We start from the raw sequence: 26,448 nt of genomic DNA, 5'->3' as shown, positions 1-26,448 counted from the left end.
AATTGCAACTTACTCATAAAGTAGGCAAGACACCCGGTGACCAGGGTTCACCTCCTTTAATTGCGGCTTTTTCTCACTACACTCCGGCATTGCCTTGTGACAACGTGGGTGGAATGGACAGCCGACTGGTGGATTTTGTGGACTTGGTACATCCCCTGAAAGGATGATTCGCTTACTTTTATTACGAGGATCTGGCATCGGAATCGCAGAGATCAATGCCTGCGTATATGGATGCTTTGGATCCTGATAAATTTCTTCGGCACCTGCGACTTCTACAAGGTTACCTAAATACATAACGCCAATTCGATCACTCATATGTTTAACAACACTTAGATCGTGGGCAATGAATAATAAAGTTAAGTTAAATTCCTGCTGTAATTCTTTTAGTAGATTGAGTACCTGCGACTGAACGGATACGTCTAGTGCCGATACTGGCTCATCTGCTACAATCAGCTTTGGCTTCAGTGCCAATGCTCGTGCAATCCCTATACGTTGACGCTGACCACCAGAGAATTCATGCGGATACTTATAGTAAGCATCTTCAGGAAGGCCAACTCGCTCTAATAAAGCAATGACTTCATCCTTATATTTTTTCTCTGAGCCACCCTTAAAGTTAATAATCGGCTCTGTTACAATGCTTCCAACCATCATCTTAGGATTAAGCGATGCGTAAGGGTCCTGGAAAACCATTTGAATATCTTGACGTAGATTACGAAGCTCTGAGCCTCGTAAATTCGTAATATCTTTTCCTTCAAAGAAAATCTTGCCTGCGGTCGGTTTAAAAAGACGAGTGATCGTTCTTCCAGCTGTAGACTTTCCGCAACCAGACTCACCTACAAGACCAAACGTTTCACCACGTTTTAAGTCTAGTGAGATATTATCTACTGCTTTTACATCTCCAATTTTGCGACGGAAGAATCCACCCTTAATTGGATAGTATTTTTGTAGATTATCAACCTTTAATAGTGACTCTTTTTCAGAGGATGAATCTACTCGGACAAGGTGCTCGTGCTTGTCTCTAGTCTCTTGTGCCATCACCTTACCTCCGCTTTCTGACCAGGCTTACTCGCATCATATAGGATGCAACGAACAGCGTGGCCTTTTTCAGTTTCGCCAAGCAGAGGGTCAATCTCGCGACAAGCGTCCATCGCTACTGGACAACGATCGACGAAGCGACATCCCTTCTGCGGCATATTTTTAAGGGATGGTACGATCCCTTTAATCGTATTAAGTACTTCTACTCGCTCGTCCATTTTTGGAATAGAACCTAGTAAAGACTTTGTATAAGGGTGCTGTGGGTTATAAAAAATACGATCAGCGTCAGCTTGTTCGACAACCTGACCTGCGTACATAACAACCACCTGGTCTGCAAGCTCCGCTACAACACCTAAATCGTGTGTAATCAGAAGAACAGCCATGCCCACCTCATCTTGGATTTGTTTGATTAGTTCCAAAATTTGAGCTTGAACAGTAACATCAAGTGCCGTCGTTGGCTCATCTGCAATTAGCAGCTGAGGCTGACAAGCAATAGCGATCGCAATCATGACACGTTGACGCATACCACCAGATAACTGGTGAGGATACTCATTCACAATTTGCTCTGCGCGAGAGATACCTACTTGCTTAAGTAACGATATACTTTTCTTTCGAATCTCTTCTTTACGTGTGGATGTATGATTAAATAGCACTTCTTCAATCTGATAGCCAATTGTTAATACTGGATTTAATGCAGTCATTGGCTCCTGGAAGATCATGCTAATATCTTTCCCACGGATTTTATTCATTTCTTTGTCGTTCAATGGAACAAGATCTTTTCCTTTGAATAAAATCTGTCCCTTATCGATCTTCCCGTTGTGCTTTGGGAGAAGATCCATAATGGACAGGGACATAACACTTTTACCGCACCCAGACTCTCCAACTACACAAACAACTTCCTTAGGCTTTACGCTAAAAGATACACCCTTCACCGCGTGGAATGTTTCCCCGCCGATATCGAATCCCGTGTGTAAATCTTTTATCTCAAGAAGCGCCTCATGATTGCTCATAGGATACCATACCCTTCAATATTTTCTGAAAATAACAAATGTTTTGCGTGAGATATATCTTATTACACATAGAAAATGTTGTCAATATGTAATAAATTTTAATATTCCCTTACAAATATGTAATATTCACTAATTATTTTAATAGTCAGACAACAAAAAGTAAAGGAATATTTTTCGTAACTCTAAGTAATTAGTAGTGTGCAAAAGTTTATGCACACCCGTATAGAGACGTTTCGCTATTGTAATATAAGGTTTGATTAAGTCTATCATATTGATAATTATGTAAAAACCCAACTAACGTACCGTTTTTTTACACTAAACGGATAATAAAGCGTTAGACCTAGAAACACCTTACAAAAGAAGATCTTACTTCCTTTTAGTAATGCACGAGTATTATATACAATAAATCAAGAGAAAGTACAGATTTTTAAGAAAATTTAATATGAATTTAGTTATATTTCATCACGTTACAGCGGTTGTACGTTTAAGAATAAAATCGCAATATCTTGTATGGAATAAGATCTAACACAGGTAACAAAAATGGATCAGTGTTTCTACTCACGAATAGTTAGTCATACGAATAAATATGAATGAATATTCACTAAATTCGAATAGATGATTTCTATTTCCTCTTTACATATTTTCTGTAAACACTGATATATCAAGGTTAGATGCCTTTTATCCTTCTAGTAATTGTTAATTCTTAAGAGCTAGTCATAAATGAATATATATATGAAGAAACGCGACTCCTTTGTCTCAGGAGTCGCGTTAAATGAAGCTTTACATCGCTTATTTTATAACCTCTTTATTACCCATATATGGACGTAGCACTTCTGGAATTACAACCGTACCATCAGCCTGCTGATAGTTTTCGATGATTGCAGCGACTGTGCGTCCAACTGCTAATCCAGATCCATTTAACGTGTGTACGTGCTCTGCTTTTGCTTTAGAATCACGTTTAAAACGAATGTTTGCGCGACGAGCTTGGAATGCTTCGAAATTACTACAAGAAGAGATTTCTTTATACTCTTTATAGCTCGGAAGCCATACTTCAATGTCGTATTTCTTTGCTGCAGTAAAACCAAGATCTCCTGTACACATGCTAAGGATGCGATAAGGGAGCTTGAGCTCTTGTAATACTCGCTCTGCCTGAGACGTTAATAACTCAAGCTGTTTGTAAGAATCCTCAGGCTTAACAAATTGTACAAGCTCTACTTTATTAAACTGGTGTTGTCTAATAAGTCCTCGAGTATCGCGACCAGCAGATCCCGCTTCAGAACGGAAGCATGCACTATAGGCAACATATTGTTTAGGGAGCTCTTCTACTGTCATCATCTCATCGCGGTGCATATTTGTTACTGGCACTTCTGCTGTTGGAACTAAGAAGTAATCTTCTTCACGAATTTTAAAAGAATCTTCCTCGAATTTAGGAAGCTGACCTGTACCTGTCATGCTATCGCGGTTAACCATGTATGGCGGAAGAACTTCCTCATAGCCATGCTCTTCTTGGTGTAGATCCATCATAAAGTTAATAAGTGCACGCTCTAACCTTGCTCCAAGCCCTTTGTAAAAGGCAAAACGGCTACCCGTTACTTTAGCTGCTCGCTCAAAATCGACGATGTTTAGCTCTGTAACAAGATCCCAGTGTGCCTTCTCTTCAAAATCAAAGCTTGGAGTCTCTCCCCACGTGCGAACCTCGATATTGTCATCCTCTGTTGCTCCGACTGGAACACTCTCGTGAGGAATATTTGGAATAGACAATAAAATGAGTTGCATGTCTTCTTCGATCGCACGAAGCTCTTCGTCTAACTTCTTTACATCTGCTGATACCTTTTGCATTTCTGCAATAACCTCAGATGCATCCTGCTTTTCCTTTTTCATCTTAGAGATCTCTTGAGATACCGTATTACGACGGCTCTTCAACTCTTCTACTTGCTGGATAAGCTCTCGACGCTTTGTATCTACCTCTTCAAAACGATCTAATGCAGAAATATCTTCATTCCGCGCTTCTAGCTTTTCTTTAACGCCAGCAAAATCACTGCGCAATACCTTCATATCTAACATAGTATGATCCTCCTCTATTTTTAAATTGCGAAAATGAAAAAGCTCCCGCCCCTGACTACACTTGTAATCAGGGACGAGAGCTAACCCGCGATACCACCCTAGTTGAGAGGATACATCCCTCTCCGGCTTAATCCGGATAACGGTGGATTGCCGTGCCGACTCGTCGCCAGCCACTCCAGGATGGATTCACGGGTATGTTTCACCGATTCACACCAACCATCGGCTCTCTTGAGAAACATAGCATCCGCTACTATTTCCTATCTTCGCGTTTCATCTACACGTAATCATACACAGCTTTTAAAAGAAAATCAAGCTGTCACGAAAGCATTACGTACCATTTCAACAAAATATTGATGCATACGGTGATCTTCTGTTAATTCTGGATGGAACGAGCAAGCAAGGAAATGTCCTTCTCTAGCTGCTACAATGTCCCCCTCATAGGTAGCAAGCACTTCTACTTGATCTCCTACAGAGCGAATGATTGGAGCTCGGATAAAGATAGCTTGAACATCATCGCCAATCCCCTTCATAGGTAGGATCGCTTCAAAGCTCTCACGCTGACGACCAAACGCATTACGCTCTACAGTCATCTCCATCACAGATAAATGCGGCTCATCCTGTCCGACAATTTCTGTTGCCATTAAAATTGCGCCTGCACATGTACCGAAAATCGGCTTATCACTAGCCGCAAACTCTTTTAATGGTTCATAAAAGCCGTACTGGTTAATTAATCGTCGCATTGTAGTGCTCTCACCACCTGGGAAGACAAGTCCATCAATCTCAGCTAGTTGCTCTACTTTTTTGACCACGATTATATTCACGTCTGGTGCTTCAAGTGCCACTACATGCTCACGCACGGCCCCTTGTAGCGCTAAAACTCCAATGTTTGTCATGATGCTCAAAACTCCTTTTATTTAATAGCGTTTACCAGCCTCGCTCTTGCATACGATCTCGTTGCTCGAGTGTTGCAATATCGATTCCTGGCATTGCGCTTCCTAGGTTTTTCGAAAGCTCAACGATTAGTCCATAATCTTGGTAGTGAGTAGTAGCTTCCACAATCGCCTTAGCAAACTTCTCTGGGCTTTCTGACTTAAAGATACCAGAACCAACGAATACTCCGTCTGATCCTAAGTGCATCATAAGCGCTGCATCCGCAGGAGTTGCAATACCACCTGCAGCAAAGTTAACAACAGGAAGACGTCCTAAACGCTTAATTTCAAGCAGGATCTCATAAGGTGCACCAAGATCACGTGCTTCTGTCATAAGCTCGTCTTCAGACATGTTTACGACCTTTAATACTTGAGACTGAACAAGACGCTGGTGACGTACAGCTTCTACGATGTTACCAGTACCTGGCTCACCTTTTGTACGAAGCATAGATGCACCTTCGCCAATACGACGTGCTGCTTCTCCAAGGTTACGCGCACCACATACAAATGGAACGGTAAAGTCACGCTTGTTTAAGTGGAATACCTCATCAGCAGGAGTTAAAACTTCACTCTCATCAATGTAGTCTACGCCCATTGCTTCAAGAACGCGCGCCTCTACAATATGCCCAATACGAGCTTTCGCCATTACTGGGATCGATACTGCATTTTGTACTTCTTCTACGATTGTTGGATCTGCCATACGGGCAACTCCGCCAGCTTTACGTATATCAGAAGGAACTCGCTCAAGTGCCATTACTGCAACTGCTCCAGCTTCCTCCGCAATTTTTGCCTGTTCTGCATTGACAACGTCCATGATAACGCCGCCCTTTTGCATTTCTGCCATACCACGCTTAACTCGATCAGTACCTACACGTTTTTCCATGATGATCCCCTTTCAAAGATGATTCCCTTTTATTTTGGTCTCACAGTGGATCCCAAGTGATTCATACCTTCCATTATAACGAAAAACACTAGTCTAGTAATAGAAATATTGCGATAAAAGATGAATATTTTCCGATAATTAGAGCCAACCACGTACGGTATCGGTTACACTGCCCCATAAACCAGAGAAAAAGTCTCCAATATTACGCATTGTTAGGCTAAACCAACCAGCACGCTCTACAGAAGAAGTGGTAACAATGTCCACACTGTTAGACGTATTTTCGAGACCAGGAAGATAGCTAGGTTGCTCTTCTCCCGTAAACTCCACGATCATTTGCCCGATAACTTGTCCTTCTTCAACAGGTGCTTCGATCTGACCTTCTTCGTTTAGAAGCTCTTGATTCAATTCTACGGAATACGAGAACATCTCTTCTTCACCTTCTGTGATTAATTCACTGAATGCGTCCGATGTTGCGAGTGTAACGGTATCCTCTTCCCCTTTATCGACAGCGAGAGTCTCATACGAATCAAGCGTCATATTAGCAGGGAAGATCTCTTCCTCATAATAACGCCCAAAGCCCCATTCGAGCAAACGTTCTGTTTCATTAAAGCGATGTGCTTCTGAATCAGCGCCCATAACGACTGTAATTAATCGTTCGCCTTCCTTTTCACCAGTACCAGTGAAGGTGTAGCCTGCCGTATTCGTAAACCCTGTCTTAAGACCATCCACGTACTCATAGTCTAGATCTCCATACTGAGTGCCCGGAAGCATCCAATTCCAGTTTTGCATCGTAATAGCGTCTGTTGTTCCCTCGCGGAAAATCTTTTCAGGGATACTTGCAGTATCTAATACTTCTGGATAATTGTTAATGAGGTGGTACGCAAGTGTTGCTGTTGCTTTAGCTGACATATAGTTGTCGTCTTCTTCATTCGTGCCCTCTGGATGACTACCATTAAGTAGTCTGTTTGGAAGACCAGTAGAGTTAACATATTGGAATGTTCCGAGGTTTTGTTCTGCGATAGCATCTAAGTTATCCATGCCTGCTTCAGCGCCGCCAGTGCGAAGAGGTGTACCGAGACCAAGCTCTTCTCCTCGCTCGTTCATAAGCTCAACGAACGCTCCTTCAGAGCCCGCGATATGATCAGCAAGTGCCATAGTCGCTGCGTTAGCTGAATAAATAGCCACTGACTCATATAGCTCCTTTACGCTGTACGTTTGATCAGAGCGCATCATGACATTTGATAACGCGCGGTCCTGTGAAAGACCTGCTAAAAATTCATTTACTTCAACCTGATCATCCCAGGAGATTTGCCCTTCGTTCACGGCCTCTAGGATTAAATACTCACTCATCATTTTTGTCATACTAGCAGGAGGCAGTGCCTGCTCTGCGTTTAACTCATATAAAATGCGACCAGTTTCTGCATCAACTAAAATCGCTGTATCTACTGTCGGCTCAAATGCCTTGACTGGTGTTGCCATTACTCCTGCTAATAAAACAATGCCTGCTAGTGCCGACATGTGTAACTTCTTTGCCATCTATGTCATCCTTTCAACGTATAAACAATTTTTACTCAACAAATTGCATTTTATCACACTTATGTACAGAAAAATAGATAGGGGAGACCCCTATCTATCGTATGATATCCGCTTTTACACGGAATAGTTCGGTGATTCTTTTGTAATTTGAACGTCGTGTGGATGACTCTCTTTCAATCCTGCATTTGTAATTCGGATAAACTGTCCATTATCCTGTAGATCTTTTACTGTAGCAGTTCCGCAATAGCCCATTCCAGCGCGCAATCCACCAACTAGCTGATGGATCGTATCCTTTAGTGGTCCACGGTAAGGAATACGACCTTCAATTCCTTCAGGAACAAGCTTTTTCGCATCCTCTTGGAAGTAACGGTCTTTACTTCCTTTTTCCATCGCACCAAGTGATCCCATGCCTCGATACACTTTAAACTGTCTGCCTTGGAAAATTTCACGCTCACCTGGGCTTTCTGTTACACCAGCAAGCATACTACCTAGCATAACCGCGTGACCACCAGCAGCAAGTGCTTTAGCGATCTCACCAGAGTACTTAATACCTCCATCGGCAATAATAGGTACACCGTGCTTGCGCGCTTCTGTTGCACAATCGTAGATAGCAGTGATCTGTGGTACTCCGATACCTGCAACTACACGAGTTGTACAAATAGAGCCTGGTCCAATACCCACTTTAATGATATTTGCGCCAGCTTCGATCAGCGCCTTCGTAGCCTCAGCTGTCGCTACGTTACCGGCAACAATATTAATGTCTGGATACTGCTCTCGTACACTCTTTACCTTATCTATAACGCCCTGTGAGTGCCCATGAGCCGTATCAATGACTAGTACATCTACTTCCGACGCTACGAGTGCTTTGATACGCGCATCAGAGTCTCCACCTACTCCAACAGCTGCTCCTACTAATAGACGACCTTGCTTATCCTTAGCAGAGTGAGGGAACTCAATTGCTTTCTCAATATCTTTAATAGTAATTAAACCTTTTAGCTTTCCGTTCTCATCGACTAGCGGTAGTTTTTCAATGCGGTGTTTTTGTAAGATTCCTTGCGCTTCTTTTAATGTTGTGCCAACGGGAGCTGTAACAAGACCTTCACTTGTCATGACTTCTTTAATCGGAATCGAGTAGTCCTCAATAAATCGTAAGTCACGATTTGTGATAATACCAACTAGCTTTTGATCCTCATCGGCAATTGGTACTCCTGAGATGCGGTACTTACCCATTAGATGCTCGGCATCAAAAACCTGATGATCTTCCGTTAAATGGAATGGATTTGTGATAACTCCACTCTCAGAGCGCTTTACACGATCAATTTGCTCTGCTTGCTCTTCGATCGACATATTCTTATGCACAATCCCTAGTCCACCAGCACGTGCCATAGCAATTGCCATGCCACTCTCTGTTACCGTGTCCATCCCCGCACTAATAATCGGGATGTTAAGCTGCAACGTATCCGATAGTTTTGTCGCAACGGATACATCTCTAGGTAAAACATTTGATTCTGCAGGCAATAACAAGACATCATCAAATGTTAAGCCCTCTTTAGCAAATTTATTCTCCCACATTACACGCATTCCCCTTTCGCTGCCTGAAAATATTATTAGTAGAGTAACAATATAGCTACCCACTGTCAATCAAACTGGCATAGTTCCATTTTTCTAATAATTTAGACTTGAACCTTTTTACCAGCTTATACATTCTAAGGGGTCTAACCTTTGTTTCATGTGAAACATTTGTAACTTATTGGATTTTAGGTGGTAAGAGATTATGAATACAGATCTGAATTGTTGATGGTATGTGGTAAATCGCATAGTGCTGTAGAATTTATCGATTGAATAGGAGTTACTTTTTGATAGTTAAAGTATGCTTGTATTGTGATACTTTACAGTGCTTGTTCCGCGTTGGTTTTTGGCAAGTTTTGCGCTACTTCTCGCAAATTGCGGACTACTTCGCTTGTTACTTGATTCTATCGGTTTCGGCATTTTTTTTATGATACATTTGGACCCACTATTTACTAGTCATATACGGAAAATTTAGCGACGTACCTACTTTCTGATTTAGTGCAAACGCCGTTCTATCTGATGCATACACTCCTTCATTTGATGCAAATCAATCTGCGGCGACGCATACGAAGATCCAACTGACGCACTCTCGCACCGATTTGATGTAAACCACCTCCTAACAGACGTATACACTCTCTCGATTGACGCAAACGATCGATAAATCAACGACCTTCCCGTTAAAAAGGTAGCTAGTTTCTCTTTTTAACACACAAAAAAACACCCACCATCAGGTGGATGCTCGTTTGCCCAGCAACGTCCTACTCTCACAGGGGGACAGCCCCCAACTACCATCGGCGCTAGAGAGCTTAACTTCCGTGTTCGGCATGGGAACGGGTGTGACCTCTCTGCTATCGTCACTAGACTATGATTTCTTGCTCCGCTATGCGAATCAAGAAAGATAAAGGTCGTTGACCTTTCAAAACTGGATAGTGAACATGTAGAAGAAGAATCGTCTTAGTTGACGCCTTCTGTAAAACTATATATCTTGGTTAAGCCCTCGATCGATTAGTATCTCTCAGCTCCGCATATCGCTATGCTTCCACACGAGACCTATCTACCTCATCATCTCTAAGGGATCTTACTCACTATAAGTGATGGGAAATCTCATCTTGAGGGGGGCTTCATGCTTAGATGCTTTCAGCACTTATCCCGTCCACACGTAGCTACCCAGCTATGCTCCTGGCGGAACAACTGGTACACCAGCGGTGTGTCCATCCCGGTCCTCTCGTACTAAGGACAGCTCCTCTCAAATTTCCAACGCCCGCGACGGATAGGGACCGAACTGTCTCACGACGTTCTGAACCCAGCTCGCGTGCCGCTTTAATGGGCGAACAGCCCAACCCTTGGGACCTACTTCAGCCCCAGGATGCGACGAGCCGACATCGAGGTGCCAAACCTCCCCGTCGATGTGGACTCTTGGGAGAGATTAGCCTGTTATCCCCAGGGTAGCTTTTATCCGTTGAGCGACGGCCCTTCCATACGGTGCCGCCGGATCACTAAGCCCGACTTTCGTCCCTGCTCGACCTGTATGTCTCGCAGTCAAGCTCCCTTATGCCTTTGCACTCTGCGAATGATTTCCAACCATTCTGAGGGAACCTTTGGGCGCCTCCGTTACTTTTTAGGAGGCGACCGCCCCAGTCAAACTGCCCACCTGACACTGTCCCTGAACCGGATCACGGTTCGAGGTTAGAATGTCAAAACAGCCAGGGTAGTATCCCACCAATGCCTCCACCGAAGCTAGCGCTCCGGTTTCCAAGGCTCCTACCTATCCTGTACAAGCTGTTCCAACATCCAATATCAAGCTACAGTAAAGCTCCATGGGGTCTTTCCGTCCTGTCGCGGGTAACCTGCATCTTCACAGGTAATATAATTTCACCGGGTCTCTCGTTGAGACAGTGCCCAAATCGTTGCACCTTTCGTGCGGGTCGGAACTTACCCGACAAGGAATTTCGCTACCTTAGGACCGTTATAGTTACGGCCGCCGTTTACTGGGGCTTCAATTCAGAGCTTCTCCCGTAAGGGATAACCCCTCCTCTTAACCTTCCAGCACCGGGCAGGTGTCAGCCCCTATACTTCGCCTTGCGGCTTCGCAGAGACCTGTGTTTTTGATAAACAGTCGTTTGGGCCTATTCACTGCGGCTCTCTCGGGCTTGCACCCTAATAGAGCACTCCTTCTCCCGAAGTTACGGAGTCATTTTGCCGAGTTCCTTAACGAGAGTTCTCCCGCGCGTCTTAGAATTCTCTTCCCGCCTACCTGTGTCGGTTTGCGGTACGGGCACCAGCTTTCTCACTAGAGGCTTTTCTTGGCAGTGTAGGATCGGGAACTTCGCTACTAAATTTCGCTCGTGATCACAGCTCAACCTTACGGTAGACGGATTTGCCTATCTACCAGCCTCACTGCTTCAGCGCACACTTCCAATCGTGCGCATTCCCTACCTTCCTGCGTCCCCCCATTGCTCAAACAAAAGCGTGGTGGTACAGGAATATCAACCTGTTTGCCATCGCCTACGCCTTTCGGCCTCGGCTTAGGTCCCGACTAACCCTGAGTGGACGAGCCTTCCTCAGGAACCCTTAGGCTTTCGACGGAGGGGATTCTCACCCCTCTTTTCGCTACTCATACCGGCATTCTCACTTCCAAGCGCTCCACAAGTCCTTCCGGTCTTGCTTCGCAGCCCTTGGAACGCTCCCCTACCATTAACACCAAAGGTGTTAATCCATAGCTTCGGTGATACGTTTAGCCCCGGTACATTTTCGGCGCAGAGTCACTCGACCAGTGAGCTATTACGCACTCTTTCAATGATGGCTGCTTCTAAGCCAACATCCTGGTTGTCTAAGCAACTCCACATCCTTTTCCACTTAACGTATACTTTGGGACCTTAGCTGATGGTCTGGGCTGTTTCCCTTTTGACTACGGATCTTAGCACTCGCAGTCTGACTCCCGAGGATAAGTAATTGGCATTCGGAGTTTGACTGAATTCGGTAATCCTGTGGGGACCCCTAGTCCAATCAGTGCTCTACCTCCAATACTCTTCCCTCGAGGCTAGCCCTAAAGCTATTTCGGGGAGAACCAGCTATTTCCGAGTTCGATTGGCATTTCACCCCTACCCACACCTCATCCCCGCACTTTTCAACGTGCGTGGGTTCGGGCCTCCATCCAGTGTTACCTGGACTTCACCCTGGACATGGGTAGATCACCCGGTTTCGGGTCTACAACCACGTACTATGTCGCCCTATTCAGACTCGCTTTCGCTGCGGCTCCGTCTCTTCAACTTAACCTTGCACGTAATCGTAACTCGCCGGTTCATTCTACAAAAGGCACGCTGTCACCCATTAACGGGCTCCAACTACTTGTAGGCACACGGTTTCAAGATCTCTTTCACTCCCCTCTCGGGGTGCTTTTCACCTTTCCCTCACGGTACTGGTTCACTATCGGTCACTAGGGAGTATTTAGCCTTGGGAGATGGTCCTCCCAGATTCCGACGGGGTTTCACGTGTCCCGCCGTACTCAGGATACACTCCGGAGGAGGGAGTCTTTTGACTACAGGGCTGTTACCTTGTACCGCGGATCTTTCCAGATCGCTTCGTCTAGACTCTCTCTTTCTTACTCCGTATGGAATGTCCTACAACCCCAAAAGGCAAGCCTTTTGGTTTGGGCTAATTCCGTTTCGCTCGCCGCTACTAAGGAAATCGCATTTGCTTTCTCTTCCTCCAGGTACTAAGATGTTTCAGTTCCCTGGGTCTGCCTTCTCATATCCTATGGATTCAGATATGGATCCTACCCCATTACGGGTAGTGGGTTCCCCCATTCGGAAATCTCCGGATCAACGCTTACTTACAGCTCCCCGAAGCATATCGGTGTTCGTCCCGTCCTTCATCGGCTCCTAGTGCCAAGGTATCCACCGTGCGCCCTTATTCGCTTAACCTAACTTACTGTTAGGACGTCGTTTTACTTCTTGGCTATCTTCTAAGACACTCGGAAAAACCATTCGTTTGTTTCCAAACGTATAATTTTCCGGTGATTCTTTTCTACATGTTTATTACTATCCAGTTTTCAAAGGTCAACTCGGAATAGACCCCACAAGGGGTTCTTCCGGAGAGGCTTACCCTCTCAAAACTAAACAAAAGGATCGAATGCGAAGTTCGATTGAGCTTAATGCTCCTTAGAAAGGAGGTGATCCATCCCCACCTTCCGGTAGGGATACCTTGTTACGACTTCACCCCAATCATCTGTCCCACCTTCGGCGGCTGGCTCCATAAAGGTTACCTCACCGACTTCGGGTGTTACAAACTCTCGTGGTGTGACGGGCGGTGTGTACAAGGCCCGGGAACGTATTCACCGCGGCATGCTGATCCGCGATTACTAGCAATTCCGGCTTCATGTAGGCGAGTTGCAGCCTACAATCCGAACTGAGAATGGCTTTATGGGATTTGCTCAACCTCGCGGTTTTGCTGCCCTTTGTACCATCCATTGTAGCACGTGTGTAGCCCAGGTCATAAGGGGCATGATGATTTGACGTCGTCCCCACCTTCCTCCGGTTTGTCACCGGCAGTCACCTTAGAGTGCCCAACTAAATGCTGGCAACTAAGGTCAAGGGTTGCGCTCGTTGCGGGACTTAACCCAACATCTCACGACACGAGCTGACGACAACCATGCACCACCTGTCACTCTGTCCCCCGAAGGGGAACGTCCTATCTCTAGGAGTGGCAGAGGATGTCAAGACCTGGTAAGGTTCTTCGCGTTGCTTCGAATTAAACCACATGCTCCACTGCTTGTGCGGGCCCCCGTCAATTCCTTTGAGTTTCAGCCTTGCGGCCGTACTCCCCAGGCGGAGTGCTTAATGTGTTAACTTCGGCACTAAGGGCATCGAAACCCCTAACACCTAGCACTCATCGTTTACGGCGTGGACTACCAGGGTATCTAATCCTGTTTGCTCCCCACGCTTTCGCGCCTCAGCGTCAGTTGTAAGCCAGAAAGTCGCCTTCGCCACTGGTGTTCCTCCATATATCTACGCATTTCACCGCTACACATGGAATTCCACTTTCCTCTCTTACACTCAAGTCTCCCAGTTTCCAATGACCCTCCACGGTTGAGCCGTGGGCTTTCACATCAGACTTAAGAGACCGCCTGCGCGCGCTTTACGCCCAATAATTCCGGACAACGCTTGCCCCCTACGTATTACCGCGGCTGCTGGCACGTAGTTAGCCGGGGCTTTCTCGTGAGGTACCGTCAAGGTGCCGGTCTATTCGTGCGGCACTTGTTCTTCCCTCATAACAGAACTTTACGATCCGAAGACCTTCATCGTTCACGCGGCATTGCACCGTCAGGCTTTCGCCCATTGCGGATGATTCCCTACTGCTGCCTCCCGTAGGAGTCTGGGCCGTGTCTCAGTCCCAGTGTGGCCGATCACCCTCTCAGGTCGGCTACGCATCGTCGCCTTGGTAAGCCATTACCTTACCAACTAGCTAATGCGCCGCGGGCCCATCCTGTAGTGTTAGGTAAAACCCAACTTTTACAAGGGAACCATGCGGTTCCTTTGATTATCCGGTATTAGCTTCGGTTTCCCGAAGTTATCCCAGTCTACAGGGCAGGTTGCCCACGTGTTACTCACCCGTCCGCCGCTCATTCCACATCATTCACTCCGAAGAGATCGTGATGCTTCCTGCGCTCGACTTGCATGTATTAGGCATGCCGCCAGCGTTCGTCCTGAGCCAGGATCAAACTCTCCGATAAATCGTCGAAGTTTGAACTTCTGACTAACGTTCGAGTAAACTCGAACAACGAATCTAGCGATTCATTTTGAAGAACTAGGTTCTTCATTTAAAAAAATTGACGAGATGGTTTTCATCTCTTTTAATTCCTTCGCTTCGTCTTTTGTTTAGTTTTCAAAGAGCAAGTTGTTTCGACGCCGTTCGTTCTTGGCGACTTATTACATTGTATCGCAGCTACTCGACAAAGTCAATACTATTTAAAAATAATTTTGAATTGTTTTTCGCTTTAGTGTTGTTCGCTTTTTGCGGCAACAAAGAATAATATATCATATAAAAAACTAATAGTGCAATAGCTTTTTTAAAGTCAGAATAGTAGATTTACAATCCGTGCGTCAATAGCAAGAGCAAAGTGTAGAGCTTCAAGCAAAGCTTCTAATGTAAAATGAGAGAAAACCTTTATATATAGCGCTCTCCATTTAGTTTTCATTATGGTGGGAACCCTAACTCATAAGGAATTGTCTCATTATAATGGTTAAACTTTATATGCGTTTTGTTTGTTCTCTCTATATTCTCGGAGCACCACATCACTTCGGCCTTCGTTTGCTACCCTATTAGTTTGCTTTGTGTAAAGTTAAGGACCATATGCGTCAAGCGCCTTCCTTTACATCAAGAAAGATCTGTATGCATCAAATCAAGCTCCCTTTGCTCACCCAGACCTCCGCTTGAGTCAATCTTCCCTCCTTTACCACCGTTCACGTGTCAATTTGTAAAGGCTAGTTAACTGAACTGCCAGTCAACAAAATAAACCTTCTCCTTTATATAAAAGCTATTCACAAAAATAAAAAAAGGCTCTATTAGATAAGATGCATCTAATAGAACCTTCCTATACTAAATCTATTAAGCTTTTGCCTGCTGTTGCTCTTCATTTGAAAATACTTCTTCTATATAGATATTCATAGAGCCTGCTAAGTCAAACTGTTCTCCACTATCTAAACGAATCAGTGGTCTTGTAGGGAGTTCTTTATTTAAATAGATGATCTCTCCTTTAGATCCGTTCGTTAATCGAACGCGCTGGCCGATGGCTATTGGGAGCATCATAGAAACAAATTCCTTAACAATGGTATGATCTAGTTTGCCGAATTCATCAACTAACAAAGATTCAATCACTTTGTAAGGAGTTTGCTTGGATCGATAGCGCCTTTCTACAGTCATTGCATGATAGGCATCTACAACTGCAATGATCTTTCCATATTGATGTAGCTTATTTGATTTAATAGACAGAGGATATCCGCTTCCATCTTCTCGTTCATGATGCTGCAATACTCCAAGCATCGCTTTCTTAGAAAACCCCGGAACCTCTTCAAGCATTCTATAGCTGACTACTGGATGCTTCTTCACTTCTTCATATTCACTTTTTGTTAGTGCCGATGCTTTATTAAACACGTTAAATGATATACGAGCCATTCCGCAATCCGCTAAAAGGCCAGCTAAGCCTAATTGAATCACTTCTGCATTCGATAACCCTATCTTCTTTCCAACAAGACTACTTAATATTCCTACCGCTACTGCGTGGTACGAAATATAGTTATCTTTATCACTATAGTGATGCAACTCCATTAGTTGCTCTTTCGTCACTTCTTTTTCGTATAAAGGTAAGAAGATCTCTCGCATTGCATATGGATCTAGCTTGGTGCCACCCTGCCAATGGGCAAACTGTTTTTTATATAGATGAACGGCGCGTAAATATCTGCTTAGGAAGGAATCCTGGTCCGATAGAGAGGACGGGGATTTGCGCTCCTCTTTTGATTCCTCAAGTACAGCCTTGGGGCGATAAGATGCGCCATTTACTAATTTAGGCTCTGTATGAACACTTTCTACAAGAAAAATGGAGAGAACGTGAATATGCTCTGGTGTTAATACGGTTTTCCTCTTTATTAATGGTTTATTTGCTTTTACATAAACATCCTTTGATAAAATGCAGCCTGGTACAAGCTCACTAATTGTTACATGCATGCTGTTCTCTCCCTTCTGTTCCCTCATCGCGTATCCATTCTCTATCAGTTAGTTTGCTACCGTCGAATCCCTCATAATTACCCTTTATTGTATGTTATGCATGAATAAATGCACAATTAAATCTGTGTCAATATACTTATTATAGACTATATGAATCAAATAAAGCGATATATTTCTACTATTACTTATAAAATACCTACTATTCCATCTATAAACGAGTGACTTTTTACCTTTTTGAAAAAAGCCACGTGTGAACATAAATGTTCACACGTGGCTTTTTCATTATGATTATTCTTCTGAGTCAGTGTCTGTTTCGTCTTCCTCACTATCTTCAGTAGGAATAGCTTCATCTGTCGCTTCTACAGATTCTTCTTCTCCTTCTAATAGCTCATCGTCTTCAAGGTCTTCTTCATCAATATTTACTCGTGCTACAGTCGATACGTATTCTTCTTCTCCTACTCGGATCAAACGAACACCTTGTGTATTACGACCTGTTTGCGAGATTTCATCTACGTGCATACGAATGATAACACCATTCGTTGTAATAACCATTAGATCGTGGTCTGGGTGTACCATCTTAAGAGAAATAACGTCTCCGTTCTTATCGGTAATGTTACACGTCTTAATCCCTTTACCACCTCGAGATTGCTCTCGGTACTCATCGATTGGGGTACGCTTTCCAAACCCGTTTTCTGTTACGATAAGGACTGCTTGGTCGCTCTCGATAATATCCATACCGACTACTTCATCGTCCTCCTGGAGCGTAATCCCCTTCACACCAGTTGCAGTTCGGCCCATCTGCCTAACCTGCTTCTCGTGGAAACGAATCGACATACCCTTCTTCGTACCAGTGATGATCTCCTGCTCGCCATTCGTTAGACGTACACCATGCAGTTCATCGCCCTCGCGAAGGTTAATCGCAAAGAGACCGCCGCGTCGAATCTTAGCAAATGCAGATAGTTCCGTACGCTTAGCAAGACCTTGCTTGGTCATGAAGAATAACGAATGTGAATCTGTAAACTCTGAGATCGGGATGATCGCACTGATATATTCCCCTTGCTCAATTTGTAGCAGGTTAATAATCGGGATTCCTTTAGAAGTACGCTTTTGCTCTGGTACCTCATACCCTTTAATGCGATAAACCTTTCCTTTATTCGTGAAGAATAGAAGGTGATCGTGTGAGTTCGTGACAAATAGATGACGAACGAAGTCCTCATCGTGCGTTCCCATTCCTTGCACACCACGTCCACCACGCTTTTGACTACGGTACGTAGATACAGGGAGACGCTTAATATAACCGGAGTGTGAGAGAGTGATAACGACGTTTTGTCGTGGGATTAAATCTTCATCCTCAAACATATCTTCTCCTAAAGAAATAACCGTACGACGATCGTCTGCATAACGATCGCGAATATCAATTAATTCCTCGCGAATGATCTCTAACACTTTTTCGCCATCAGCTAGAATACCTTCAAGCTCTTCAATACGCGCCATAAGCTCTTTATATTCGCCTTCGATCTTGTCACGCTCTAAACCTGTTAAACGCTGTAGACGCATGTCAAGAATCGCTTGAGCTTGGTCATGTGATAGCTCAAAGCGATCAATTAATCCATTACGTGCGATCTCCGTTGTCTGAGATCCTCGAATCAATGAAATAACTTCATCTAGATGATCTAACGCAATACGTAGACCTTCAAGAATGTGCGCACGTGCCGCTGCTTTCTTAAGCTCAAACTCTGTACGACGACGAATAACGACTTTTTGATGCTCTAAATAGTGATACAGCGTCTCTTTTAGGGAGAGAACCTTCGGCTGTCCATCTACTAATGCGAGCATATTAATACCAAAGCTCGACTGAAGTGCCGTTTGCTTATATAAGTTATTCAAAAGAACGTTCGCATTCGCATCGCGACGAAGCTCAATCACAATGCGCATTCCGTTACGGTCTGACTCATCCCGCAAATCGGTAATACCATCGATTTTTTTATCACGAACAAGCTCTGCGATTTTTTCGATAAGACGTGCTTTGTTCACTTGATAAGGTAGCTCATTTACGATAATTCGTGGCTTATTGTTATGCTCATCAATCTCTGCTTTAGCACGAATCGTGATCGATCCTTTTCCAGTCTCATAGGCACGACGAATTCCCGAGATACCCATAATCTCCGCTCCAGTAGGGAAATCTGGTCCAGGGATATGCTCCATTAATTCCATCACAGTAATCTCTGGATCACGAGAAAGCGCTAGAACGCCTTCAATAACTTCACCTAAGTGGTGAGGTGGAATATTCGTTGCCATTCCTACTGCGATACCGGATGTTCCGTTCACAAGTAGATTTGGGAAACGAGCAGGTAACACAATAGGCTCCGATTCGGATCCATCATAGTTATCCTGGTAGTCTATCGTGTCTTTATTGATGTCTCGAACGAGTTCCATCGAGATCTTTGACATTCTTGCTTCTGTATAACGCATTGCCGCTGCCGCATCGCCATCGACAGAACCAAAGTTACCGTGTCCATCGACAAGCATATTACGATAGCTGAAATCCTGCGCCATACGTACCATCGTCTCGTAAACAGCTGAGTCACCGTGTGGGTGATACTTACCGATTACTTCCCCAACGATACGTGCAGATTTTTTATAGGCTTTATCTGCTGTAATACCCAGTTCATTCATGGCAAATAAAATACGTCTGTGCACAGGCTTCAGCCCGTCACGTACGTCTGGTAATGCTCGACTTACAATAACGCTCATCGCATAATCCATAAAGGATGTACGCATCTCTTGACTAATATTTATCTCTTTTACCCTTGATTGATCTTGTTCTTCGGCCATTTCCTCTACCTCCGTTCACCGAATAGCTTTCATCCAAGTCTATTCGTTCCTCACGTAGCTATGTAAATGCCTGTTCCTCTAAAGCTCGCCGCATATCACGACGAGCTTTAAAGGGACCTGGCTTTAAATATCTAAGTTTTTTACGTAGTGCGCGTTCGCCTGAATAAAGTCACGGCGTGGTTCTACGCGATCACCCATCAATGTCTCAAACACTTCATCAGCAAGTAATGCATCATTTAAATTGACCTGTAATAACGTTCTAGACGTAGGATCCATCGTTGTTTCCCAAAGCTGAGTAGGATTCATCTCTCCTAGACCCTTATAGCGCTGTAGGCCTGGCTTTGGCGTCGCATCTAGCTCGCTAAAGATACGCTGCATCTCTTTTTCGTTATAGGCGTATTGTACGGACTTTCCTTGCGAAACCTTGTAGAGAGGTGGCTGCGCGATATAAATGTAGCCTTCCTCAATAAGTGGTCGCATGTACCGATAAAAGAACGTCAACAGAAGCGTACGAATGTGAGCGCCATCGACATCGGCATCCGTCATGATGATCACTTTATGATAACGAGCCTTTGTAATGTCAAACTCGTCTCCAATACCTGTACCGAGAGCCGTAATAATGGCACGCACTTCAGTATTGGATAATATTTTATCTAAACGTGCTTTTTCTACGTTAATAATTTTCCCTCGTAGCGGCAAGATAGCTTGGAAGTGTCGATCACGACCTTGCTTTGCCGACCCACCGGCAGAGTCACCCTCTACGATATAGATCTCACTGATTTTTGCATCTCGTGAGGAGCAGTCAGCAAGCTTACCTGGTAAAGAGCTCACTTCAAGAGCTGATTTACGACGTGTTAATTCGCGCGCTTTTTTAGCTGCGTCACGTGCTCTCGATGCCATTAATCCTTTATCCACAATCTGGCGCGCTACGGTTGGATTCTCCGCTAAAAACTTCGCCATATGCTCGGAGAAAAGGGAGTCGGTAATCGTACGTGCTTCGCTGTTACCGAGCTTCGTTTTCGTTTGCCCTTCAAACTGAGGATCAGGGATTTTAACAGAGATAATGGCAGTTAATCCTTCTCGCACATCGTCTCCGATTAAGTTTGGATCGTTTTCTTTGAATAGATTATTTTTACGCGCATAGTCGTTAATAACACGAGTCAAACCAGTCTTAAAGCCAGATTCGTGCGTTCCACCTTCGTGCGTGTTAATATTATTGGCAAATGAGTAAATATTACTAGCGAATCCATCGTTATACTGAAGGGCTAGCTCAAGCTGGATCCCTTCTTTTTCGCCCTCAATAAAGATAGGTGGCTCATGTAACGCTGTTTTTTTACGGTTAATGTGCTCAACAAAGGAACGAATTCCACCCTCGTAAAAATACGACGCAGATTTATCTTCTTCACGTTCGTCTTTAATATTAATTCGTAGTCCTCGATTTAAAAAGGCAAGCTCGCGTAGACGAGTTGCAAGAATATCGAAGTCATAGACAGTCGTCTCTGTAAAGATCTCTTCGTCTGGCTTAAACGAAATGACGGTACCCGTCTTATCTGTCTCACCAATCACCTTAAGGTCTTCTTGAGGTACACCACGCTTAAATGCGATGTAGTGAACCTTGCCGTCTAAATGTACGTGAACATCTAGGTCACTTGAGAGCGCGTTAACAACCGATGCACCTACACCGTGTAGTCCACCAGATACTTTATAACCACCGCCACCAAACTTACCGCCGGCGTGAAGGACTGTCATAATAACCTCTACAGCTGGTCGTCCCATTTTCTCATGAATACCAACAGGAATACCGCGACCGTTATCCTCTACTTTGATCGAGTTATCCTCGCCAATCGTCACGGAAATCGTGTCACAATAGCCTCCCATTGCCTCATCAATACTATTATCAACAATCTCCCACACAAGGTGATGAAGACCTCGTCCACTTGTTGATCCAATATACATTCCAGGTCGTTTTCTAACGGCTTCTAAGCCTTCAAGGACCTGAATTTGACTTTCATCATAAGAATGTTCCATCGTCATATCCCTTCACCTGCACTTCCACTCGAATCTATTCTCTTATTCCTCTTCTACGACTACCGTGCTTACTTGCGCCCGCCTCTTAAGCGTATGAGACGAAATCGGCGACAAATAAACGCATTCATCTGTTACGACAATTGACTTAGCCTGCTCCTTCGTAACATGCACCGTTGTATCCTTCTTTTGATGTGCCAAAATAAACGATTTGTTTTCGGGTGAGTCATCGTACGTATGATGATCAAGAATCGTAATGATATTTTCAGCTTTTACGACAATATCTCCGCCTAAGTGAATAAACATGGCTGATTCTTCACTCCCTTCGCTCGATTGAGCCCTCTGTCACATAAAAGGTATCTGCTTCTTGCATCATCGAGTGATCGATTCCATCCACACTCGTTGTTGTTACAAAGGTTTGCACCTTGCCCTTGATCGCATTTAAAAGATGTGTTTGTCTATGATCGTCTAATTCGGATAGTACATCATCTAATAATAAAATAGGGTATTCAGATGTTTTCTCATGAATGAGCTCGATTTCGGCAAGCTTTAACGATAAGGCTGTCGTCCGCTGCTGTCCTTGAGAACCAAATGTCTGAATGTCCCGTCCGTTCACAAAAAATGCGAGATCGTCCCTGTGCGGACCAAGCTGAGTGGTCCCGCGTCGGAGCTCTTTTTCTTCTACTTCTGAAAAAGCCTCGCGTAGCGTCTTTACTAGTGTTGGTATATTCATATCCGCTGATACATCGCATGATGCAACATACGTTACTTCTAGTTGCTCACTGCCTCGGCTAATTTCATGATGAATTGGCGCCGCCCATTCCTGAAGCTTTTTAAGAAAAGCAAAGCGACGGAGTAATACCTCGGCTGCTGCTTGTATGAGCTGGTCTGTTATGACTCCGAGAAATGCGGGGTCGTTTTTGCGTTTGTGCTCACGTACTTCTTTTAACCACTGATTCCGTTGCTTTAATATTTTGTGGTATTGCGAGAGATGATACAGATAAATGGGGTGTATTTGCCCCATTTCAAGATCTAGAAAGCGTCTCCTCACCTGCGGACTACCTTTGACTAAGGTTAAATCCTCGGGTGCAAACATCACGATATTACAAGCTCCGATATAGTCGCTAAGCCGCTTCTTTTCCACGTGATTTAACTTTACCTTTTTCCCTCGCCCGGAAAAAATCACGTCCATTTGCAAAGGACCGTGCCTGTTGGTAAATGATCCGCTTACACGTGCAAAATCCTGATCCCACCGAATTAACTCCTTATCTCTAGGAGTTCGATGAGACTTGGCTAATGCAAGTACATAAATAGATTCCATCAGGTTTGTTTTCCCTTGGGCGTTCTCGCCAAGGATCACATTGACGCGATTATGAAATTCTAACGTGAGAGAATCATAGTTGCGATAATCCTTTAGCGTTAATTGATCAATATGCACGTAAATTCCTCACGCATCTTCAGAGACAATCGATAAAGAACCCATGTCCTCAATCGTGACAACGTCTCCTGGGTAGAGCTTTCGTCCTCGGCGATTTTCTGCCTCTTCATTCACCCAAACTGGTATATCCGCTAAAAAGGCCTTTGCTGCTCCGCCTGACGGGATAATAGCAGCTTCCTTTAGCGCTTGTCCTAACGTTATATAATCGCCTCGCACCGTAATGATCTCTTCCATGCTGCTTTCAACTCGCTTTCTCTGTAATACGCACAAAACTACTCATACTATATTGTACTAAAAATTGAGCAAATAAGCCAATACACATTTTTACAGCTTCCCCCAACTTAAAAAACACCTGCAAGGATAGGATTTCTCCATTCCTTACAGGTGTGATAGTGCAGGATTTATTAGTACGTGCGTACTGGTGAAAACAGGTGAAGCATGTAATCACGATCTGCCGGACGCATAATAAACGGGCTCATTGCGCCAGTAAATTGGATTGCTACTTCGGAAGATTCAATAACTCGTAATGCGTCAATAATATTTTTACCGTTAAAGGCAATGCGTAGCTCTTCTCCTTCAAACTTCAGGCTAGTAACATCCTCTGTTACTTTTCCGACCTCAGGAGTAACAGACGTAATTTCTAGATGCTCTTCATCGATCGACTTTAAATTCACAACATTGTTCTTAGCGTCTGAAAGTAAAAGAGCACGCTCAATCGCAGCAAGTAATTTCTTCGCATCGAGCTGAACCATCGTCTTTTGGTTAGTCGGAATCATATTTTTCGTCGCTGGATAATTTCCGTCAAGTAGTCGAGAGAAGAATAATAGATTCTTCGCCTTAAACAAGATCTGGTTATTCGTTACAACGATATCAATGTGTTCTTCGCTATCGTCTAGGATTTTGCTTAGCTCACTCAAGCTCTTTCCAGGAATAACAACGTTTGTGAAGGAAAGATCAGCGGCCTCGGATTCTACTTTTGCTTCACTCATTGCTAAACGGTGGCTATCTGTCGCTGTACACGTTAGTGTGCCATCTTCCATAGACCAGTGAATTCCTGTTAAAACTGGTCTTGTTTCCGATGTTGATACAGCAAAGGCTGTCTGCTTAATCAGTGCTTTAAGTAAATCCGTTTTAAGCTGGAATACGTTCTCTTCTTCAATTTCCGGTAAGCGTGGATATTCGTCTGCGTTCATGCCGTTAATATTAAATACCGATGATCCAGAGCTAATCTGAGCAATGTTTTGTTCGTTTACGCGAATTTCAACCGTTGCTTCCGGTAGCTTCTTCACAATCTCCGCAAAGAATCGTGCTTGTAAGACCGTCGTTCCTTCTTCCTCGATCTCTACAAACTGCTCATCACCAACTTCACTTGGGATAAATGACTCGATAGAAATGTCAGAGTCACTTCCTGTGAGTGTTACTCCGTCTTTGTATGCTTCGATCTTAATTCCTGCGAGCACTGGGATTGTACTTCTCGATGAGATTGCTTTCGAAACATGGTTAATGCTCTGTACAAATTGATCACGTTGGATCGTAAATTTCATGAGCGAATTCCTCCTGCAAATAATAGTTTTAAATGTGTGTTTTTATTAGTTATTAATTAAAGATTTTTTAGAAGTACTAGTAGTAATACCTGTTGATTTGTGGATAACTAAGGAAATAGCCTTGTGTGGCAGGTTATTCACATGTGGATAAGGTGTTGATAACTTCTGTGCGTTTATCCACACTATCCACGGAGCTGCTCACGGATTTCTTTTACCTGTTGCTGTAGCTCCTGATCCGTCGCCATGAGCCTAGAGATCTTTTCATGTGCGTGAATGACAGTTGTATGATCTCGTCCACCAAACTGCGCTCCAATTTTCGGTAAAGAATGATCGGTCATCTCTCTAGATAAATACATAGCGATTTGTCTTGGATAAGCGACCGTCTTAGTGCGCTTCTTTGCTTTCAGCTCCTCCATCTTAATACCAAACGACGCACATACAGCTGACTGGATATCAGGAATAGTAATTTCCTTTGGCTTTGAGTTCGGAATGATGTCCTTTAATGCTACAGCAGCTAAATCAGCATTCATATCTTGATTAATCAGTGAGGAGTACGCAACTACACGAATAAGCGCTCCCTCAAGCTCACGAATGTTCGTATCAATCTGATTTGCTATATAGAGCATGACTTCGTTTGGAATATCTAAGTTCTCGGCCTTTGCTTTCTTACGCAAAATTGCAATGCGTGTCTCCAGGTCTGGCGGAGTGATATCCGTAATGAGTCCCCATTCAAAGCGGGAGCGCAGTCGATCTTCAAGCGTCGGGATCTCTTTTGGAGGTCTGTCACTTGAGATAACAATTTGCTTTCTTTCTTCATGCAAGGAATTAAACGTATGGAAAAATTCCTCCTGCGTTTGTTCTTTTCCTGCTAAAAACTGAATATCATCAATAAGAAGTACATCTACATTTCGATACTTATTGCGAAAATGCACAGCTTTGTTGTCACGAATCGAGTTAATAAACTCGTTCGTAAATTTCTCAGATGATAAATACACGACTTTTGCATTTGGATTATGGTCAATCACATAGTGACCAATCGCGTGCATTAAGTGTGTTTTACCGAGTCCAACTCCCCCATAAATAAACAGCGGATTATATGCCTTTGCAGGTGCTTCTGCTACTGCTAAAGAGGCAGCGTGCGCAAAGCGATTCCCGCTACCGATTACAAAGGTATCAAACTTGTATTTCGGATTTAACATATGCTTTGGTGCTTCTTCGTACGTATCCACTTCTGGCGGAGGATTTTGTTTCATTTTTTCTAAGATATCAAGTTCTTCTTCATTCTCATCACGAGGTAAAATGAATTTTGCTTCAAGCTCTGCTCCAGTGAGCTCCTGAAGCGTATCGGTAATAATATTGAAATATCTGTTCTCAAGCCAGTCACGAGCAAATTCGTTAGGCGCAATCACAGTGATCGTGTTTGAACTCTGATCAATTGAGTCAGCCTTCGTAAACTTAAACCACGTATCGTAGCTCGGTTTACTTACCTTTTCTTCGATCTTAAGTAAGGCTTGCTCCCATAAATCATTTAAATTCTCCACTTACTCCCCTCCCTTTTTCTCTGTTGTGGTACAGCTAGCGGAAAAACCTTCATTTGTATAACGTTTGTACAATGGCGATGAATACGGATGAATAAAAATTATTCGCAGCCATTGTGGAAAATAGGTAATATAGTAGAAACTAGCTTATTAACCAAATGCACATGATTGTGGATAAATGTATAAACGTGTCGTTAATAACTATCCACAAAGTTGTACACAGCTGTGGATAGTTAAAAATAACCCACATATTTTTGATGCGAAAAAACATCATAATGATACCAAAAAAATAGAGTAATGACAATGCTTCTTTAAAGTTA

15 protein-coding genes, 3 rRNA genes and 1 other annotated feature are annotated in these 26,448 nt (G+C 43.8%); all 18 genes read right to left on the bottom strand.

Annotated features, from left to right (window positions below; genetic code table 11):
• Positions 1-9: 9 nt before the first annotated feature.
• A complete protein-coding gene (locus FLK61_RS00525; protein ID WP_176007625.1) occupies positions 10-1,035 on the bottom strand; it encodes an ABC transporter ATP-binding protein in 1,026 nt (341 codons plus the stop codon).
• Positions 1,035-2,045: an ABC transporter ATP-binding protein gene (locus tag FLK61_RS00520; RefSeq protein WP_176007624.1), complete on the bottom strand. Its 1,011-nt coding sequence runs from the start codon at positions 2,043-2,045 to the stop codon at positions 1,035-1,037. The genes FLK61_RS00525 and FLK61_RS00520 overlap by 1 nt, the downstream gene beginning before the upstream one ends.
• A gap of 789 nt (positions 2,046-2,834) precedes the next feature.
• The gene (gene serS, locus FLK61_RS00515; protein WP_176007623.1) at positions 2,835-4,109 is read right to left on the bottom strand and encodes a serine--tRNA ligase; all 1,275 of its coding nucleotides are present in this window, start codon (positions 4,107-4,109) and stop codon (positions 2,835-2,837) included.
• A 66-nt stretch (positions 4,110-4,175) separates the two neighbouring features.
• Positions 4,176-4,382 (bottom strand) — a binding site (T-box leader).
• Positions 4,383-4,417: 35 nt separating this feature from the next.
• Entirely contained in the window at positions 4,418-5,002 is a 585-nt protein-coding gene (gene pdxT, locus FLK61_RS00510) for a pyridoxal 5'-phosphate synthase glutaminase subunit PdxT (protein ID WP_176007622.1), read from the bottom strand.
• A gap of 31 nt (positions 5,003-5,033) precedes the next feature.
• Positions 5,034-5,921, bottom strand: a complete 888-nt coding sequence (pdxS, locus tag FLK61_RS00505) for a pyridoxal 5'-phosphate synthase lyase subunit PdxS (RefSeq protein WP_176007621.1) — start codon at positions 5,919-5,921, stop codon at positions 5,034-5,036.
• A 138-nt stretch (positions 5,922-6,059) separates the two neighbouring features.
• On the bottom strand, positions 6,060-7,457 hold the full coding sequence (locus tag FLK61_RS00500) for a D-alanyl-D-alanine carboxypeptidase family protein (RefSeq protein WP_176007620.1): 1,398 nt from the start codon (positions 7,455-7,457) through the stop codon (positions 6,060-6,062).
• Positions 7,458-7,571: 114 nt separating this feature from the next.
• On the bottom strand, positions 7,572-9,029 hold the full coding sequence (gene guaB / locus FLK61_RS00495) for an IMP dehydrogenase (protein WP_176007619.1): 1,458 nt from the start codon (positions 9,027-9,029) through the stop codon (positions 7,572-7,574).
• Between the two features lie 742 nt (positions 9,030-9,771).
• Positions 9,772-9,888, bottom strand: a 5S ribosomal RNA gene (rrf, locus tag FLK61_RS00490).
• Positions 9,889-10,011: 123 nt separating this feature from the next.
• Positions 10,012-12,949, bottom strand: a 23S ribosomal RNA gene (locus FLK61_RS00485).
• A gap of 241 nt (positions 12,950-13,190) precedes the next feature.
• A 16S ribosomal RNA gene (locus FLK61_RS00480) occupies positions 13,191-14,757 on the bottom strand.
• The 16S, 23S and 5S rRNA genes sit together here, the layout of an rRNA operon.
• An 875-nt stretch (positions 14,758-15,632) precedes the next feature.
• Entirely contained in the window at positions 15,633-16,748 is a 1,116-nt protein-coding gene (locus FLK61_RS00475) for an HD-GYP domain-containing protein (protein ID WP_176007618.1), read from the bottom strand.
• Between the two features lie 288 nt (positions 16,749-17,036).
• A complete protein-coding gene (gene gyrA / locus FLK61_RS00470) occupies positions 17,037-19,583 on the bottom strand; it encodes a DNA gyrase subunit A (protein WP_176007617.1) in 2,547 nt (848 codons plus the stop codon).
• A gap of 123 nt (positions 19,584-19,706) precedes the next feature.
• Positions 19,707-21,617, bottom strand: coding sequence for a DNA topoisomerase (ATP-hydrolyzing) subunit B (gyrB, locus tag FLK61_RS00465; protein ID WP_430708779.1), 1,911 nt, complete (start codon positions 21,615-21,617; stop codon positions 19,707-19,709).
• Positions 21,618-21,653: 36 nt separating this feature from the next.
• Positions 21,654-21,914, bottom strand: a complete 261-nt coding sequence (remB, locus tag FLK61_RS00460; RefSeq protein WP_176007616.1) for an extracellular matrix regulator RemB — start codon at positions 21,912-21,914, stop codon at positions 21,654-21,656.
• A 10-nt stretch (positions 21,915-21,924) separates the two neighbouring features.
• A complete protein-coding gene (gene recF / locus FLK61_RS00455) occupies positions 21,925-23,046 on the bottom strand; it encodes a DNA replication/repair protein RecF (protein ID WP_176007615.1) in 1,122 nt (373 codons plus the stop codon).
• A 9-nt stretch (positions 23,047-23,055) separates the two neighbouring features.
• Positions 23,056-23,280 (bottom strand): S4 domain-containing protein YaaA, encoded by a 225-nt coding sequence (gene yaaA / locus FLK61_RS00450; RefSeq protein ID WP_176007614.1) that lies wholly within the window; start codon positions 23,278-23,280, stop codon positions 23,056-23,058.
• Positions 23,281-23,450: 170 nt separating this feature from the next.
• Positions 23,451-24,590 carry a DNA polymerase III subunit beta gene (gene dnaN / locus FLK61_RS00445; RefSeq protein ID WP_176007613.1) on the bottom strand — a complete coding sequence of 380 codons (1,140 nt, stop codon included), beginning with the start codon at positions 24,588-24,590 and terminating at the stop codon, positions 23,451-23,453.
• A gap of 182 nt (positions 24,591-24,772) precedes the next feature.
• The gene (dnaA, locus tag FLK61_RS00440) at positions 24,773-26,131 is read right to left on the bottom strand and encodes a chromosomal replication initiator protein DnaA (protein WP_176007612.1); all 1,359 of its coding nucleotides are present in this window, start codon (positions 26,129-26,131) and stop codon (positions 24,773-24,775) included.
• Positions 26,132-26,448: the final 317 nt, after the last annotated feature.

This window comes from Paenalkalicoccus suaedae (assembly GCF_006965545.2).
In the GTDB taxonomy this organism is placed as follows: Bacteria; Bacillota; Bacilli; order Bacillales; family Salisediminibacteriaceae; genus Paenalkalicoccus; species Paenalkalicoccus suaedae.
Note: the sequence above shows the minus strand (reverse complement) of the source record. Positions and strands in the feature narration are given on the sequence as shown.

What these genes read in the sequence shown, in the direction of transcription:
- serS (WP_176007623.1), bottom strand. Translation starts at nt 4,109, where the DNA reads ATGTTAGATATGAAGGTATTGCGCAGTGATTTTGCTGGCGTTAAAGAA.
- gyrB (WP_430708779.1), bottom strand. Translation starts at nt 21,617, where the DNA reads ATGACGATGGAACATTCTTATGATGAAAGTCAAATTCAGGTCCTTGAA.
- remB (WP_176007616.1), bottom strand. Translation starts at nt 21,914, where the DNA reads ATGTTTATTCACTTAGGCGGAGATATTGTCGTAAAAGCTGAAAATATC.
- pdxS (WP_176007621.1), bottom strand. Translation starts at nt 5,921, where the DNA reads ATGGAAAAACGTGTAGGTACTGATCGAGTTAAGCGTGGTATGGCAGAA.
- FLK61_RS00520 (WP_176007624.1), bottom strand. Translation starts at nt 2,045, where the DNA reads ATGAGCAATCATGAGGCGCTTCTTGAGATAAAAGATTTACACACGGGA.
- yaaA (WP_176007614.1), bottom strand. Translation starts at nt 23,280, where the DNA reads ATGGAAGAGATCATTACGGTGCGAGGCGATTATATAACGTTAGGACAA.
- dnaN (WP_176007613.1), bottom strand. Translation starts at nt 24,590, where the DNA reads ATGAAATTTACGATCCAACGTGATCAATTTGTACAGAGCATTAACCAT.
- FLK61_RS00500 (WP_176007620.1), bottom strand. Translation starts at nt 7,457, where the DNA reads ATGGCAAAGAAGTTACACATGTCGGCACTAGCAGGCATTGTTTTATTA.
- pdxT (WP_176007622.1), bottom strand. Translation starts at nt 5,002, where the DNA reads ATGACAAACATTGGAGTTTTAGCGCTACAAGGGGCCGTGCGTGAGCAT.
- guaB (WP_176007619.1), bottom strand. Translation starts at nt 9,029, where the DNA reads ATGTGGGAGAATAAATTTGCTAAAGAGGGCTTAACATTTGATGATGTC.
- gyrA (WP_176007617.1), bottom strand. Translation starts at nt 19,583, where the DNA reads ATGGCCGAAGAACAAGATCAATCAAGGGTAAAAGAGATAAATATTAGT.
- FLK61_RS00525 (WP_176007625.1), bottom strand. Translation starts at nt 1,035, where the DNA reads ATGGCACAAGAGACTAGAGACAAGCACGAGCACCTTGTCCGAGTAGAT.
- FLK61_RS00475 (WP_176007618.1), bottom strand. Translation starts at nt 16,748, where the DNA reads ATGCATGTAACAATTAGTGAGCTTGTACCAGGCTGCATTTTATCAAAG.